15 protein-coding genes are annotated in these 15411 nt (G+C 66.7%); 12 read left to right on the top strand and 3 right to left on the bottom strand.

The window, feature by feature from the left end:
- Positions 1-155 precede the first annotated feature (155 nt).
- Positions 156-1151 (bottom strand): aldo/keto reductase, encoded by a 996-nt coding sequence (locus J1N50_RS11475; RefSeq protein WP_215353589.1) that lies wholly within the window; start codon positions 1149-1151, stop codon positions 156-158.
- Positions 1148-2401: a dicarboxylate/amino acid:cation symporter gene (locus tag J1N50_RS11470; RefSeq protein WP_215353588.1), complete on the bottom strand. Its 1254-nt coding sequence runs from the start codon at positions 2399-2401 to the stop codon at positions 1148-1150. The genes J1N50_RS11475 and J1N50_RS11470 overlap by 4 nt, the downstream gene beginning before the upstream one ends.
- Positions 2402-2520: 119 nt before the next feature.
- Between J1N50_RS11470 and glmM the strand changes: the two genes are divergently transcribed.
- From glmM to folP, 7 genes are all read left to right on the top strand, one after another.
- The gene (glmM, locus tag J1N50_RS11465; RefSeq protein WP_215353587.1) at positions 2521-3858 is read left to right on the top strand and encodes a phosphoglucosamine mutase; all 1338 of its coding nucleotides are present in this window, start codon (positions 2521-2523) and stop codon (positions 3856-3858) included.
- A gap of 120 nt (positions 3859-3978) precedes the next feature.
- Positions 3979-4203 (top strand): DUF1272 domain-containing protein, encoded by a 225-nt coding sequence (locus J1N50_RS11460; protein WP_058457200.1) that lies wholly within the window; start codon positions 3979-3981, stop codon positions 4201-4203.
- A 136-nt stretch (positions 4204-4339) separates the two neighbouring features.
- Positions 4340-5557 carry a bifunctional hydroxymethylpyrimidine kinase/phosphomethylpyrimidine kinase gene (gene thiD / locus J1N50_RS11455; protein ID WP_343227870.1) on the top strand — a complete coding sequence of 406 codons (1218 nt, stop codon included), beginning with the start codon at positions 4340-4342 and terminating at the stop codon, positions 5555-5557.
- Between the two features lie 94 nt (positions 5558-5651).
- Positions 5652-6206 (top strand): ribonuclease HII, encoded by a 555-nt coding sequence (locus J1N50_RS11450; protein ID WP_215353585.1) that lies wholly within the window; start codon positions 5652-5654, stop codon positions 6204-6206.
- 15 nt (positions 6207-6221) lie between these two features.
- The gene (locus J1N50_RS11445; protein ID WP_215353584.1) at positions 6222-7118 is read left to right on the top strand and encodes an oxidoreductase; all 897 of its coding nucleotides are present in this window, start codon (positions 6222-6224) and stop codon (positions 7116-7118) included.
- A 206-nt stretch (positions 7119-7324) separates the two neighbouring features.
- A complete protein-coding gene (locus tag J1N50_RS11440; RefSeq protein WP_215353583.1) occupies positions 7325-8473 on the top strand; it encodes a site-specific DNA-methyltransferase in 1149 nt (382 codons plus the stop codon).
- Entirely contained in the window at positions 8473-9609 is a 1137-nt protein-coding gene (gene folP / locus J1N50_RS11435; RefSeq protein ID WP_215353582.1) for a dihydropteroate synthase, read from the top strand. Before J1N50_RS11440 ends, folP begins: the two co-directional genes overlap by 1 nt.
- A gap of 127 nt (positions 9610-9736) precedes the next feature.
- Here the strand turns inward: folP and J1N50_RS11430 are convergent, their stop codons facing one another.
- Positions 9737-11170 (bottom strand): sigma-54-dependent transcriptional regulator, encoded by a 1434-nt coding sequence (locus J1N50_RS11430; RefSeq protein ID WP_215353581.1) that lies wholly within the window; start codon positions 11168-11170, stop codon positions 9737-9739.
- A 268-nt stretch (positions 11171-11438) separates the two neighbouring features.
- Between J1N50_RS11430 and J1N50_RS11425 the strand changes: the two genes are divergently transcribed.
- From J1N50_RS11425 to J1N50_RS11405, 5 genes are all read left to right on the top strand, one after another.
- The gene (locus J1N50_RS11425) at positions 11439-11558 is read left to right on the top strand and encodes an aa3-type cytochrome c oxidase subunit IV (protein WP_215353580.1); all 120 of its coding nucleotides are present in this window, start codon (positions 11439-11441) and stop codon (positions 11556-11558) included.
- Positions 11559-11571: 13 nt separating this feature from the next.
- Positions 11572-12693, top strand: a complete 1122-nt coding sequence (locus J1N50_RS11420) for an NAD(P) transhydrogenase subunit alpha (protein WP_215353579.1) — start codon at positions 11572-11574, stop codon at positions 12691-12693.
- 119 nt (positions 12694-12812) lie between these two features.
- Positions 12813-13427, top strand: coding sequence for a fasciclin domain-containing protein (locus tag J1N50_RS11415; protein ID WP_215353578.1), 615 nt, complete (start codon positions 12813-12815; stop codon positions 13425-13427).
- Positions 13428-13574: 147 nt separating this feature from the next.
- Positions 13575-13856, top strand: a complete 282-nt coding sequence (locus tag J1N50_RS11410; protein WP_058457190.1) for a proton-translocating transhydrogenase family protein — start codon at positions 13575-13577, stop codon at positions 13854-13856.
- A gap of 59 nt (positions 13857-13915) precedes the next feature.
- On the top strand, positions 13916-15370 hold the full coding sequence (locus J1N50_RS11405) for an NAD(P)(+) transhydrogenase (Re/Si-specific) subunit beta (protein WP_215353577.1): 1455 nt from the start codon (positions 13916-13918) through the stop codon (positions 15368-15370).
- Positions 15371-15411: the final 41 nt, after the last annotated feature.

The raw sequence follows: 15411 nt of genomic DNA, 5'->3' as shown, positions 1-15411 counted from the left end.
GACGGAGGGGCCGAGCGCGCAGCGCTCGCTAACGCTCGCCGCCCCTCCACCACCGCTTCGCGGAGTGCTGGGTCGTCCAGTCCCCCGGTGCACTCCCCCTCCCCATCGCAAGTCGATGGGGAGGATCGCATGGCCGCAACCGCTCGCTACCGGGCCTACAGCCGCACCATCCGCATGCCCGTTTCGCCGTAGCGCGGCCCGCTGGTCCCGCCGACCGGCGCTGCGGCGTCGATCGTGGCGAGGTCTTCGGCGGTGAGGGTCACGTCGGCGGCGGCGACGCTGTCTTCCATCGTGACGCGGCGCTTGGTGCCGGGGATCGGGACGATGTCGTCGCCCTGCGCGAGCAGCCACGCGAGGGCGACCTGTGCGTTCGACACGCCATGCTTCGCCGCGACGCCGGCGATGGCGTCGACGATCGCGAGGTTGGCGGGCAGATTCTCCTCCGAATAGCGCGGGTCGTTGCGGCGCCAGTCATTCTCGGGCAGCTCGTCGCGGCTGCGGATCGTGCCCGCGAGGAAGCCGCGGCCGAGCGGCGAATAGGGGATGAAGCCGATGCCGTTTTCGCGGCAGGCGCCGAGGATTTCCTCTTCGACGTCGCGTTCCCAGATCGAATATTCGCTCTGCAGCGCGGTGATCGGCGCCGCCTTCGCGGCGCGGCGGATCGTTTCGGGCCCGGCTTCGGAGAGGGCGATGTGGCGGACCTTGCCCTCCTTCACCAGCTCCATCATCCCGCCGACGGTCTCCTCGATCGGCACCGCCGGGTCGACGCGGTGCTGGTAGAAAAGGTCGATCGTGTCGATGCCGAGCCGCTGGAGCGAGCCCTCGCACGACCGGCGCGCATTCTCGGGGCTGCCGTCGACGCCGACGATCTGCTTGCCGTCGAACCTGAAGCCGAATTTGGTCGCGATGACGAGGCCGTCGCGCTTGCCCCTGATCGCTTCGCCGACCAGCTCCTCGTTGGTGAAGGGGCCATAGATTTGCGCGGTGTCGAAGAAGGTGACGCCAAGGTCGATCGCGCGGTGGATCGTGCGCGTCGATTCGTCCACGTCGGCGGCCTCGCCGTAGAGGATGTTGCCGCCCTTGATCATCGGCATGCAGCCGATACCGATCGCGGACACTTCGAGGCCGTGGCCGAGGGTGCGATATTTCATGAAACGACTCCTGCGGGGGATGCATCCTCTTCTACACCATCGGCGGCATATTTGGTTGCGGCGACATCGGCGACGACATTGCCGAGGGTGCGGAAGATGTCGGGAAAGGTTTCGACCGCGACGAGCAGGCCGAGCGGCGCGACGGGAACCCCCATCGCGATCGCGATCGGCGCGATCGAGGTGACGAAGCTGATCGAACCGGGCAGGCTGACCGACGACAGCGCCGCGGCGAGCGCGACGCCAAGGCCGACCGCCATCTCCCACGGGGTCAGTTCGATGTTGAACAGCCAGGCGACATAGACAACGACCGCGAGGTTCATCGCCGGGCTGGTGAACCGGAACAGCGCGACCGCGAGCGGCAGGACGATATCGGCCTTCTTGGGATCGACATCGAGTTCGGCAGAGGCGCGGAGCATGGCGGGCAGGCTGGCGAGCGAGCTTTGCGTGCTGAGCGCGACCGCGAAGGTCGGGACCATCGCGCGGACGAAGCGCGGCAAGGAGACGCCGACCACGAAGACGGCGAGCAGCAGCGCGAGGACGATCGTGCCGGTGCCGATCATCGACAGCATCAGCACATAGTGGAGCAGACCGCCGAACGCCGCGACCCCGGCCTTGACCGCGAGCGCGTAACCGAGCGCGAAGACGCCGATCGGCGCAAGCGCGAGCACCCAGCCGATGACGACGAGCATCGCGTCGCCGAGCGCCTTGAAGAAGCCCGACAGCGTCGCGCGCTCCGCCGTGCCGATGCGCGTGATCGCGAAGGCGAAGATCGTCGTGAAGACGATCAGCGGCAGGATCGAGGTTTCGGCGGCGGCGGCGATCGGGTTGGTGGGGATCAGGCCGAGGATGAAGTCGGCGAAGGTCGGCGACGCGGCGGTTTCGGCGTGCCCGCCGAGTCCGTGGCGCAGCCCCCCGGCGGCGGCGGCCGACATCGGAAAGGCGCGGAGCAGGAGCGGCAGCAGGAGCAGGGTCATCAGCCCCGCGATCAGGTTGCCGGCAATGAAGATCGCGACGGCGCGGCCCGCGAGCTTGCCCGCGCGCGCCGCATCGGCGGTCGCGGTGATGCCGGTGATGAGGAGCGCGACGATCAGCGGGATGATCGTCATTTTCAGCGCGTTGAGCCAGAGCAGCCCGGCGGTCTCGACATAGGGCAGGCTGGCGGCTCCGGCGGCGGGAGACAGGCTTTCGACCGCGACCCCCAGCAACATGCCGACGACGAGCGCCGAAAGGATGATCCATGCCGATTTCAAGTCCGATTCTCCCGGTGCCGGTCCCGGCCAGCTTGCCAAGCCAAAATGGGTGACCTAGGGCCGTCCGGTGTCGCGGGCGGGCTCTTGTCCTGTCCACCGGATTAGGTAGCAGAGGTGCCATGCGCAAGTTTTTCGGAACCGACGGGATTCGCGGGCTGACCAACCGGGCTCCGATGACCGCGGAAACCGCGATGCGTGTCGGAATGGCGGCGGGCGCACACTTCCTGCGCGGCGACCACAAGCATCGCGTCGTGATCGGCAAGGACACGCGACTGTCGGGCTATATGCTCGAGAACGCGCTCGTCGCGGGGTTCACCAGCGTCGGCATGGACGTCGTGCAGGTCGGGCCGATGCCGACCCCGGCGGTGGCGATGCTGACGCGGTCCATGCGCGCCGATCTGGGCGTGATGATCTCTGCGAGTCATAATCCGTTTCTCGACAACGGCATCAAGCTGTTCGGCCCCGACGGTTACAAGCTGTCGGACGAGGACGAGATGCAGATCGAGTTCCTGTTGACGCAGGAAGCGCGCCTTGCCGACCCGTCGCATATCGGGCGCGCCAAACGCATCGACGACGCGCGCGGCCGCTATATCCACGCGGTGAAGCAGAGCCTGCCCGAATCGGTCCGGCTCGACGGGCTGAAGATGGTGCTCGATTGCGCCAACGGCGCCGCGTACAACAGCGCGCCGACGGTGTTCTGGGAGCTGGGCGCCGACGTCGTCGCGATCGGGGTCGAGCCCAATGGCACGAACATCAACGCCCAATGCGGGTCGACCGCGCCGGGCCTGTTGCAGGAAACCGTCGTCGCGAGCGGCGCCGACATTGGCGTCGCGCTCGACGGCGATGCCGACCGGCTGATTATCGTCGATGAAAAGGGCAGGCTTGTCGACGGCGACCAGATCATGGCGCTGATCGGCGCAAGCTGGGCGCGGCAGGGGCGGCTGAAGGGGGGCGGCGTCGTCGCGACGGTGATGTCGAACCTGGGGCTCGAGCGTTTCCTTGAAGGCGAAGGGCTGCGGCTCGAGCGCACCAAGGTCGGCGACCGTTATGTTCTCGAGCGGATGAAAAGCGGCGGGTTCAATGTCGGCGGCGAGCAGTCGGGGCATATGATCCTGTCGGACCATGCGACGACCGGCGACGGGACGCTGGCGGCGTTGCAGGTGTTGGCCGAGCTGGTCGGGGCGGGGAAGCCCGCGAGCGAATTGCTGCACCGGTTCGATCCCGTACCGCAGCTTTTGAAGAATGTCCGTTTCGCGGGCGGCAAGCCGCTGGACAACGCCGAGGTGCAGGCCGCTATCGCCGAGGGCGAGGCGGCGCTGAACGGACACGGCCGCCTGGTCATCCGCGCGTCGGGAACCGAACCGGTGATCCGCGTGATGGCCGAGGGCGACGATGCGGGGCAGGTCGAACGGGTCGTCGACATGATCTGCGACGCGGTGCGCGTCGCGGCGCAGTGAATTTACAACCCTCCGTTCGCACCGAGCTTTTCGAAGGGCCGTATTTTCTTCTGGCGACGATGAAGACAAGAACGGTGCTTCGACAAGCTCAGCACGAACGGAATTGAAGGAAGTTAGACAATGCTCGAAATGCGACCCGATTGCGAACGCTGCGGCCGCGACCTGCCCGCCGATATCCACGGCGCGTTCATCTGCTCGTTCGAATGCACCTTCTGCGCCGATTGTGCCGACAAGCTCGACGAGCGATGCCCCAATTGCGGCGGCGACCTGCTCGACCGGCCGCTGCGCGAAGGCGCGGCGCTCGCGAAATTCCCCGCCTCGACGGAGCGGAAGTTCAAACGTTGATTTCTTCCACCCGTCGTCATGTTGAACTTGTTTCAGCATCCATGGCCTATCCCCTCGGTCAACGCCGTGTTGAAGGGATCGTCGGGCCATGGACCCTGAAACAAGTTCAGGGTGACGCTGAATGGAAAGATGCGTCGTGACCGCGCGCGTTCTGATCATCGCCGGTTCCGACAGCGGGGGCGGTGCGGGGATCCAGGCCGATATCAAGGCGGTGACGATGCTGGGCGGCCACGCGATGACCGCGGTCACCGCGATCACCGCGCAGAATACGCTGGGCGTGCAGGCTGTCCATCCGGTTCCGACCGACATGGTGATCGCGCAGATCGACAGCGTGGTCGCGGATATCGGTGTCGATGCGGTGAAGATCGGGATGATCGGCAGCGCGGCGACTGCGGCGGCGGTCGCCGAACGGCTGACGCGGCCCGACCTTGCACCGGCGGCGGTGGTGTTCGATCCGGTGATGGTCGCGACGAGCGGATCTTTGCTTGCCGACGATGCGACGATCGCCGCGTTCAGGGCGCTGCTGGGTCGCGCAATGGTCGCGACGCCGAACCTGCCCGAACTCGACGCGCTCGGCGGCGAGGAGGCGGTGCTGGCGCACGGCTGTTCGCTGCTCGTCAAGGGCGGCCACGGCGAGGGCGAGACGGTGATCGACCGCCTGCTCGAAACGGGCGAGGGCGAGGTTGCGCGCTGGGAGGCGCCGCGGATCGACACGACCAGCACGCATGGCACGGGCTGTACGCTGGCGAGCGCGATCGCAACGGGACTTGCGCAGGGAATGCCGCTCGAACCCGCGGTTGCGCGGGCGCGCGATTTCGTGCGGCTCGCGCTGATGGGCGCACCGGGACTGGGCAGCGGGCATGGTCCGATGGGGCAGCAGTTCGTGCGCAACGACGGGCTGTTCACCGGCCCGGCGCTCAACCAGATCACCTTGCCCGCGAACGACTATGCGGTGTCGGTCGCCTTCTACAAACAGATGGGGCTCTCGCAGATCGTCGACAGTCCCGGCAATGGGTATGCACGGTTTGCGGCGGCGAATGGTGTGACGCTGTCGATCCATGTGTCCCCCTCCCGCTTGCGGGAGGGGCTAGGGGAGGGCATTTCTAATGGAACAAGCCCTCCCCCGACCCCTCCCGCCAGCGGGAGGGGAGAAGATGGTGTCGTAACCTATCTGGAATCGGGAGCGCTCGATGCGTGGGTCGCGCACCTCGCGCGGCGCGGGGTGCAGTTCGAGCAGATGCCGAAGGACGAGCAATGGGGCTGGCGCGAGGCGCGGTTGACCGATCCCGCGGGCAATCGGCTCTGCCTTTATCAGGCGGGCGAGTATCGCCGGTATCCGCCGTGGCGCATTTGATCTCTCCTCCCGCCGCCGGCTTTGCCCACCCCGCTGCGACTAGCGAACAGGTTCGCAAGTCTCGCTGCCCCTCCCGCTTGCGGGAGGGGGAGGCGTGATCGTCGGCGTCGACGAAGCCGGGCGCGGGCCGCTCGCGGGGCCGGTGGTCGCAGCCGCCGTCCTGCTCTGCGAGGGCGGCATCGCCGGGCTCGACGACAGCAAGAAGCTCTCGGCCAAACGCCGCGCCGAACTCGAAGTCGAGATCAAGGCGCGCTGCCGCTGGGGGATCGGCGAGGCGAGCGTCGCCGAGATCGACAGCATCAACGTCCTGCAGGCGACCTTCCTCGCCATGACGCGTGCGGTCGAGGCGCTGGGGATCGAGCCGGGCGAGGTGCTGGTCGATGGCAACCGCCTGCCGCGCTGGCGCTATGCTGCGCGCGCGATTGTCGGCGGCGATGCGCTGCACCCGTGCATATCGGCGGCGAGCATATTGGCGAAGGAGCATCGCGACCGGTTCATGGTCGCGGCGGCGCGCGATTATCCGGGCTTTGGCTGGGAGACCAATATGGGCTATGGCACGGCGCAGCATCTCGCGGCGCTGCGCAAGCATGGACCGACGCCGCATCACCGGGCCAGTTTCGCGCCGGTTGCGCAACTGACCCTGATCTGACGGCGGGAGAGAGACATGCGCAGCGGGTTTACGGCCGACGATGTTGCGCAGCAGGAGGGGCGGCGTTTCCTGATCACGGGGGCGAATGCGGGGCTCGGCTTCGAGACCGCAAGGGTGCTCGCGGCGCGCGGCGCGCATGTCGTGCTTGCCTGCCGCGACGCCGGGCGCGCCGAGACGGCGATGGATCGGATCCGCGACGAGGCGCCCGCCGCCGAACTGAGCTTCCAGCCGCTCGACCTCGCCGATCTCGACCAGGTCAGGGAGGCGGCCGCCGCTGTCGTCGCCGGGCCGCGGATCGACGTGCTGATCAACAACGCCGGGGTGATGATCCCGCCGCGGACGCTGACCAGACAAGGCTATGAGCTGCAATTCGGGGTCAATCACCTCGGCACCTTCGCCTTCACCGGGCTGGTCCACGGCCATGTCGACGACCGGATCGTCGTCACCGCCAGCATCGCGCACAGGAGCGGGGCGATGGATTACAGCGACCTCGATGCGAGCCGCAGCTATCATCACTGGCCGCGTTATCAGATGAGCAAGCTCGCGAACCTGCTCTTCATGTACGAGCTCGACCGGCGATTGAGCGCGGCGGGTCGCGCGACGCAGGCGATCGGATGCCACCCCGGCGTCGCGATGACCGAGCTGACGCGGCACCTGCCGCTGCCGCTGCGCTATATGACGCCGCTGGCCACGCCCTTTTTCAACAGCGCGGCGCAGGGCGCGTGGCCGACGCTGCAAGCGGCGACCGGCGCGCATGTGCAGGGCGGCGATTATCTGGGGCCGCAGGGGCTGGGCGAGATATCGGGGCGGTCGGGCCCGGCCCGCGCGACGCGCGACGCCCGCGATCCGAAGCTGGCGCGCGATCTGTGGCACCGTTCGATCGACCTGACGGGGGTCGATCCGGGGATCTGAAATTATTTTTCGCGGGTGAGTCCTCATCGCCACACCACCAGTGGTTGAGTCTGCGAGTCGCGCATGACTCCATATGTCGTGGCAGACTCGTTTCGTTCTCGTGCCGTTAACCATTATGACACCTGGAATCCCTAGAATCCCGAGCTTGACGGCGGACTCCGCCGGACTCATCAGGGCCTTCTTTCGAGCAAGAACGGGGTGCAGACATGGGTGTGATGGAACGGGTCAAGGCCCCGGCGGCGAAGCGCGCGTCGAAATCGGCGCCCAAGGTCGGCCACGCCGATTTGCCGCTCGACAGCATCCTGCAGGGCGACTGCGTCGAGATGATGCGTTCGCTTCCCGCGGCGTCGGTCGACATGATCTTTGCCGACCCGCCGTACAATCTCCAGCTCGGCGGCGATCTGCATCGCCCCGACGGCAGCCAGGTCGACGCGGTCAACGACGAGTGGGACAAGTTCGACAGCCTCGGCGCCTACGACCGTTTCACCCATGCTTGGCTTGCCGAAGCAAAGCGCATCCTGAAGCCCGGCGGCAGCATCTGGGTGATCGGCAGCTACCACAATATCTTCCGGGTCGGCGCCGCGCTGCAGGATCAGGGTTACTGGATCCTCAACGACATCGTCTGGCGCAAGGCGAACCCGATGCCCAATTTCAAGGGCACCCGCTTCACCAATGCGCACGAGACTCTGATCTGGGCGTCGATGAGCGAAAAGGCGAAATATACCTTCAACTATCGCGCGATGAAGACGCTGAACGACGAATTGCAGATGCGCAGCGACTGGCTGATCCCGATCTGCGGCGGGCAGGAGCGGCTCAAGAAGGGCGGACACAAGGTCCATCCGACGCAGAAGCCCGAAGCCTTGCTCTATCGCATCCTGCTGGCCTGCTCGAACCCCGGCGACGTGGTCCTCGATCCCTTCTTCGGGACCGGCACCACCGGCGCCGTGGCGAAGCGGCTCGGCCGTCGCTTCATCGGGATCGAGCGCGAGGATGATTATATCGAGGCCGCGCTCGAACGCATCGAGATGGCGCTGCCGCTCGACGAGAGCGCGGTGAAGACGATGATGGCGCCGCAGGCCGCGACGCGCGTGGCGTTCGGGACGCTGGTCGAGGGCGGACTGATCGCACCCGGCACGGTGCTGACCGATGCGAAACGGCGCTGGAAGGCAAAGGTGCGCGTCGACGGCAGCCTCGAATGCGAGGGGCAGCCTGCGGGATCGATCCACAAGGTCGGCGCGGGCGTGCAGGGTGCGCCGAGCTGCAACGGCTGGACCTTCTGGCACGTCGATGACGGCAAGCAGCTCCGCGTGATCGACGCGGTACGGCAGGATTGGCTGCTCGCCAACGAGGCCTGATGTTCCAGCCGCTGACCAAGTCCGATTTCGGCAAGACGTGGGAGGAGGCCCGCGTCTATTGCCGTCCGGTCTGCTTCGTCGACCGGCGGCACGAGCTGGACGAGGCCTGCCTGCGGATCGCCGATACGTTGCTATGGTTCGCGGCGTGGCACGTCAGCCTGCGCGACACTGACGAGGTCAGATCGGCGATCGTACCGGTTCCCGAACTCGATGCCTGGATCGCGGCGATGCCCGACCGGCTCGCCGCGGCAGCGACGGCCCAGCGGGCCGCGGTCGCGCGCCCGCGCGGCGCTCTGCAGCTCGGCGAGCGCATGGTGCGGCTGAACGAGCCGCAGATCATGGGCATCCTCAACGTGACGCCCGACAGTTTTTCGGACGGCGGCAAGCATGTCGATGCCGCTGCGGTCGGCGAGGCAGGCTATGCTCTGGCGTCCGCCGGAGCGGCGATCGTCGATGTCGGCGGGGAATCGACCCGCCCCGGTGCCCCGCTGGTCTGGGAAGGCGATGAAATCCAGCGCGTCGAGGGTGTCGTTGCGGCGCTCGCGAAGGGCGGCGTTGCCGTCTCGATCGACACGCGCAAGGCGGCGGTGATGGAAGCCGCGCTCGCGGCGGGCGCGACGGTCGTCAACGATATTTCGGCGCTGCGCTATGACGAGCGCGCGATGGAGGTTGTCGCGCGCGCAGGCTGCCCGGTGGTGCTGATGCACGCGCCGTCCGCGAAAAGCGATCCGCATGAAGGCGGTGCCTATTCGCATATTCTGTTCGACGTTTACGACATGCTCGCCGAACGCATCGCGGCCTGTACCGCGGCGGGGATCGATCCGGCGAAGATCATCGTCGATCCGGGGCTCGGTTTCGGGAAGGGGGTCGCGGACAATCTGGCGCTGGTGAACGGGGTGGCGTTGTTCCACACGCTCGGTTGCCCGGTCCTGTTCGGCGCAAGCCGGAAGCGGATGATCGGCGCGCTGGATAACGAGGCGCCGACCGACCAGCGGTTGGGGGGCAGCGTCGCGCTCCATTATCAGGCGGCGACGCAGGGCGCGCAGTTGCTGCGCGTTCACGACGTTGCGGAGACGCGGCAGGCGCTGCGAGTTTGGCGCGGGCTGCGCGATGCGGCGCTGACGGGGCAAGACTGACAAATCGGTGGTGCTTCCCCGCGAAGGCGGGGATCCATTTCGGAGGGTTCAAAATGGCGCTGTAGCATGATGGGCCCCCGCCTTCGCGGGGGAACACAACCTATATTGTCTATATTGTGCCGGTCGTTCAGGCCGCCGTATCGATCCCCAGATCGCTGAGTTTGCGATAGAGCGTCGAGCGGCCGATGCCGAGGCGGCGGGCGACTTCGCTCATGCGGCCGCGGTAGTGGCCGATCGCGAGGCGGATGACGTCGGCCTCGATCTCCTCCAGCGGACGGAGGTTGCCGTCGGGCAGATAGAGCGTGACGCCGATCGCTTCGCCGTTGATCGCGACATCGCCTTCGCCGCCGGGCGTGCCGCCGCCGAGCGCGGCCTCGATCGCCTTGAAATCGGCGCCGGTCAGGACATCGGTCTTGCTCGAGGTCGCGGCGCGGAACAGCACGTCCTGCAACTGGCGGACATTGCCCGGCCAGGCATAGGCGGCGAGCAGACGCAGCGCGTCGTCGGTGATCCCGATCTGGCCCATACCGGGCAGCCCGCCGATGCGAGCGAGCAGGTGGCGGGCAAGCGGGCCGACGTCGCCGCGGCGTTCCGAAAGCGAGGGCAGGGTGAATTGCGCGGTCGAGAGGGCGTAGTAGAGATCTTCGCGGAAGTGGCCGGCCTCGATCAGCTTGTCGAGCGGGCTCGCGGTCGTCGCGATGATGCGGACATCGACGCTCTGGCGGATCGAGCCGCCGATCATCTGGACTTCGCCGGAGTTTATGAACTCCACGAGCTTGGCCTGCGTTTCCAGCGGAATGCATTCGACATGGTCGATGATGATGCTGCCGCCGTCGGCTTGGACAAGACGGCCGATCTGGCGGTCGAAGGCGCCCGGAAAGGCGCCGCGTTCGTGACCGAACAGGCCCGAGCCGATCAGGCCCGGCGACACCGCCGAGCAGTCGACCATCACGAGCTGGCCGCGCGCGCGCGGCGACGCGCTGTGGATCGCGCGGGCGAAGACTTCCTTGCCGGTGCCGGGCTTGCCGTTGATCATCACCGGGACGCGCGCGCGTGCGGCCTTTGCGGCGATCGCGAGCGCGCTGCGAAAATTGGGGCTCGACCCGATGATCTCCTCGAACGCCAGCGGCGCGCGGAGCTTTTCGGTGAGCGGGCGGAGTTCGCCCTGCGGTCCGTTCGGCGAGACGATGCGGTCGAGCGCGCCGAGTAGGCGGTCGGGGGCGATCGGCTTTTGCACGAAATCGCTGGCGCCCGCGCGCATCGACGACACGGCGACCTCGACACTGTTGCGCAGTGTGATGACGATGAGGGGCAGGGCAGGACGCCAGCGGCGCAGTTCGGCGACGAACTCGCCGATTTCCATGCCCGGCGTGCCCTGGTCGACGAGGACGGCGTCGAGCGCCATGCCCTCCTGCGTGCCCAGCTTCGCCAGCGCGGTGTCGGTGTCGCCCGCGACGATGCTGCGCCAGCCGCCGCGCGACAGCAAGGCCGACAGGAACCGCTGCTGGGCGGGCTCGCTGTCGACGATCATTACTGTTCGCGTGTCGCGCGTGCTGGCCATAATCCCCGTTCTGCCCCTATGTTCGGATGTCTGATGCCGTGCCATCCGTTCAAGCGCTGTGATCTACGGCATAGGGGTAAAGGGGCTATTAAGGCCGTTCGGCTTTCGCCACGATGAAGGGCTTTTTCCGGCCAGCGCCCCTTGAGCATCGCGAAAGGCGTGGCTAAGACCGGCGCGACGCTCGATTCTGGGGCGCGCCACCCGCGCATCCGAAGCGATCTTGGGTGCGTGGGCGCGCCTTTCGACGAACAGGCAAAGGGGACAGGGCATGGCGGAACAGGAAATGAAAGCGGCGAACGAAACCTATGCGGGTTTCCTCAGCATGCTGAAAATCGGCACGATCGTCACGGTGGTCGTCGCGGCCTTCGTCGTCCTCATCATCTCCTGACCGGCCGATCGCCATGCGCATCGCTGTCCTGAAGGAACTCGCCCCCGGCGAGACCCGCGTCGCCGCGACCCCCGAAACCGTGAAGAAATTCATCGGGCTGGGCGCTGAATTGGCCGTCGAGACGGGAGCGGGGGAGGCGGCATCGATCGCCGACGCCGATTATGCCGCTGCCGGCGCCAGCGTGGGCAGCCGCGCCGACGTGCTGAAGGGTGCGAACATCATCCTCGGCATCCAGGGGCCGGACCCCAAAGACCTCAAGGGCTTTGCCGAAGGCGCCTGGCTTGCGGCGGGGCTCAACCCGTTCGGGGAACGCGCGCGCATCGACGACTATGCGAAGCTCGGGATCGAAGCGCTGGCGATGGAATTCATGCCGCGCATCACGCGCGCGCAGTCGATGGATATCCTCTCCAGCCAGGCGAACCTCGCGGGGTACAAGGCGGTGCTGATGGCGGCGAACGCCTATGGCCGGGCCTTTCCGATGATGATGACCGCCGCGGGCACCGTCAGCGCCGCCAAGGCGTTCGTGATGGGCGTCGGCGTCGCGGGGCTGCAGGCGATCGCGACCGCGCGGCGTCTGGGGGCGCAGGTCAGCGCGACCGACGTTCGCTCGGCGACCAAGGAACAGATCCTCTCGCTCGGCGCGAAGCCGATCTTCGTCGAGAGCGTCGCGGGGATCGAGGGCGAAGGCGCGGGCGGCTATGCCACCGAAATGTCCGACGAATATAAGGCGGCGCAGGCCGAACTCGTCTCGTCGCACATTGCCAAGCAGGACATCGTCATCACCACCGCGCTGATCCCGGGGCGCCCCGCGCCGCGGCTGATCTCGGACGCGCAGCTGGCGACGATGCGCTCGGGCAGCGTGATCGTCGACATGGCGGCCGAAAGCGGCGGCAATGTCGAGGGATCGGCGCCTGGCGAAACGAAGAAGATCCATGGCGTCACTGTGATCGGCGCGAAGAATATCGCGGCGCTGATGCCTGCCGACACCAGCGCGCTGTTCAGCCGCAACCTGTTCAACTTCCTCTCGGCCTTCTGGGACAAGGAAGCCGGCAAACCGGTGCTCGACGAGGAAATCGGCAATGCTGTGCGCCTGACGCAGGGCGGCAAGGTCGTCAACGAGCGGCTGCTGGGATAAGCATTTCCGCACTGTCTTTCTTCTGAAACTTTCGCGCCGCAGGGCGCGTTTCGGTGCGAGTGCGCGCGGTTTCGAGGAATCCGGGGCATTTCGCCTTTTGTTTCAAGGAGAATGACGGGATGACGAAACATATGCTGCTCGCGGCCGTAGTGGGTGCCGGTCTGGCGCTTGCCGGGTGCGACAAGGCCGCCGAGGCACCCAAGGCCGAGACCGATACCGCCGCGACCGGCGATGTCGTCACCGCCAGCAGCAACCCGACCGTCGGCGGCGCCGAGATGCTGCCGACCAGGACCATCGTCGAAAACGCCTCGGCCTCGCCGATCCACAAGCAGCTTGTCGCCGCGGTCAGGCAGGCGGGCCTCGTCGAGACGCTGTCCGGTCCCGGCCCCTTCACCGTCTTTGCGCCGACCGATGATGGTTTTGCGCAGATTCCCGCCGTGACGCGCGACGGCTGGATGCGCCCCGCGCAGAAGGATGTGCTTGCGGGCGTGCTCAAATATCATGTCGTGCCGGGCAAGCTGACGATCGCCGACATCGAGGCGAAAATCGCGGAGGGCAAGGGCAGCGCGACGCTCAAGACCGCCGACGGCCAGGATCTGACCGCAACCAAGAGCGACGGCGCGATCCTGCTGACCAGCGCAAGCGGCAACAAGGCGCTCGTCACGCAGGGCGACGTCGCCCAGTCGAACGGCGTGATTCACGTCGTCGATGCGGTGTTGCTGCCCAAGATGTAAGCTGCATCGCGTAATTTTATTACGCGCCGGGCGCATCTTTCCCCCGATCGGGAAGGGTGCGCCCGTTTTTTTGACAGCTTTGGAGTCGACACGCCCCCTCGCGCACGGCAATAGGTGCGCCAAGCGGAATCAGCAGGGGAGCCGGCCGTGGACTTTATCTCGATTTTCTCGATTTTTCTTCTGGCCTGTTTTGTCGGCTATTTCGTCGTCTGGTCGGTGACGCCGGCGCTGCACACGCCGCTGATGAGCGTCACCAACGCGATTTCCTCGGTCATCATCGTCGGTGCGCTGATCGCCAGCGCGGCCGCCGGATCGCCGCTGTCGAAATGGCTGGGGCTTGCGGCCGTGGTGATGGCGAGCATCAACATTTTCGGCGGCTTTGCGGTCACCGAGCGGATGCTCGCCATGTACAAGAAGAAAGAGCGCTGAGGCGCGGCAATCCATGGATGTGACGGGCCGGGGACGGACGGCCCGACGGGGGAATTAGCATGCACGAAGTAGCACCGATCAATCCCTGGGTGGCGCTGGCCTATCTGGCCTCGGGCATCCTCTTCATTCTGGCGCTGCGCGGCCTGTCGAGCCCGGCATCGTCGCGACGCGGCAACCGCTACGGCATGATCGGCATGACGATCGCGGTCGTCACCACGCTGCTGACCCATGTCCCGCGGACGGGCGAGGGCGCGTTCGACACGATCGCGATCGCCGAAGTGCTCGGCGCGATCGGCATCGGCGCGGTCATCGGCATCGTCATGGCGCGCAAGATCGCGATGACCGCGATGCCGCAGCTCGTCGCGGCGTTCCACAGCCTCGTCGGCCTTGCCGCGGTCGCGGTGGCGGCGGCGGCCTATCTCAACCCGCAAGCCTTCCACATTGCCGACGCGGCCGGGCAGATTTTCACCGTCAGCCGCATCGAAATGGGCCTTGGCATCGCGATCGGTGCGATCACCTTCTCGGGGAGCGTCATCGCTTTCCTCAAGCTCAACGGCAATATGTCGGGCTCGCCGATCATGCTGCCGGGACGCCATGTCATCAACCTCGGCACGCTCGCCGCGATCATCGGCCTCGTCGCCTATTTCCTGACCGACCAAAGCCCATGGGTCTTCTGGACGATCACCGCGCTGAGCTTCCTGATCGGTTTCCTGCTGATCATCCCGATCGGCGGCGCCGACATGCCGGTGGTCGTGTCGATGCTGAACAGCTATTCGGGCTGGGCCGCGGCGGCCATGGGCTTTACGCTCGGCAACACCGCGATGATCATCACCGGCGCGCTCGTCGGCTCGTCGGGTGCGATCCTGTCGTACATCATGTGCCGCGCGATGAACCGCAGCTTCATCAGCGTGATCGCGGGCGGCTTCGGCGCCGATGCCGACGCGGGTGCCGGCGGTGGCGCGAAGGAACAGCGGCCGTGGAAACCGGGCAGCGCCGACGACGCCGCCTTCCTGATGAGCCAGGCCGAAAATGTCATCATCGTCCCCGGTTACGGCATGGCGGTCGCGCAGGCGCAGCACGCGCTGCGCGAAATGGCCGACCAGCTGAAGAAGGAAGGCGTGAACGTCAAATATGCGATCCACCCCGTCGCGGGGCGTATGCCGGGCCATATGAACGTGCTGCTCGCCGAGGCGAACGTTCCTTATGACGAGGTGTTCGAGCTGGAGGACATCAACGGCGAGTTCGCGCAGGCGGACGTCGCCTTCGTCATCGGCGCGAACGACGTGACCAACCCGGCGGCAAAGACCGACAAGTCGTCGCCGATTTACGGAATGCCCGTGCTCGACGTCGAAAAGGCGAAGACGGTGCTGTTCGTGAAGCGCTCGATGGGCGGGGTCGGCTATGCCGGCGTCGACAACGACGTCTTCTATATGGACAATACGATGATGCTGCTCGGCGACGCCAAGAAGATGGCCGACGACATCGTCAAGGCGCTCAGCGGCAGCGGGCATTGACATAAACCGTCGCCCCCGCGAAGGCGTGGGCCGTTATCGAG

This window comes from Sphingopyxis soli, assembly GCF_018682675.1.
Taxonomy (GTDB): Bacteria; Pseudomonadota; Alphaproteobacteria; order Sphingomonadales; family Sphingomonadaceae; genus Sphingopyxis; species Sphingopyxis soli.
This window is presented reverse-complemented; position numbering and strand designations above follow the sequence as displayed.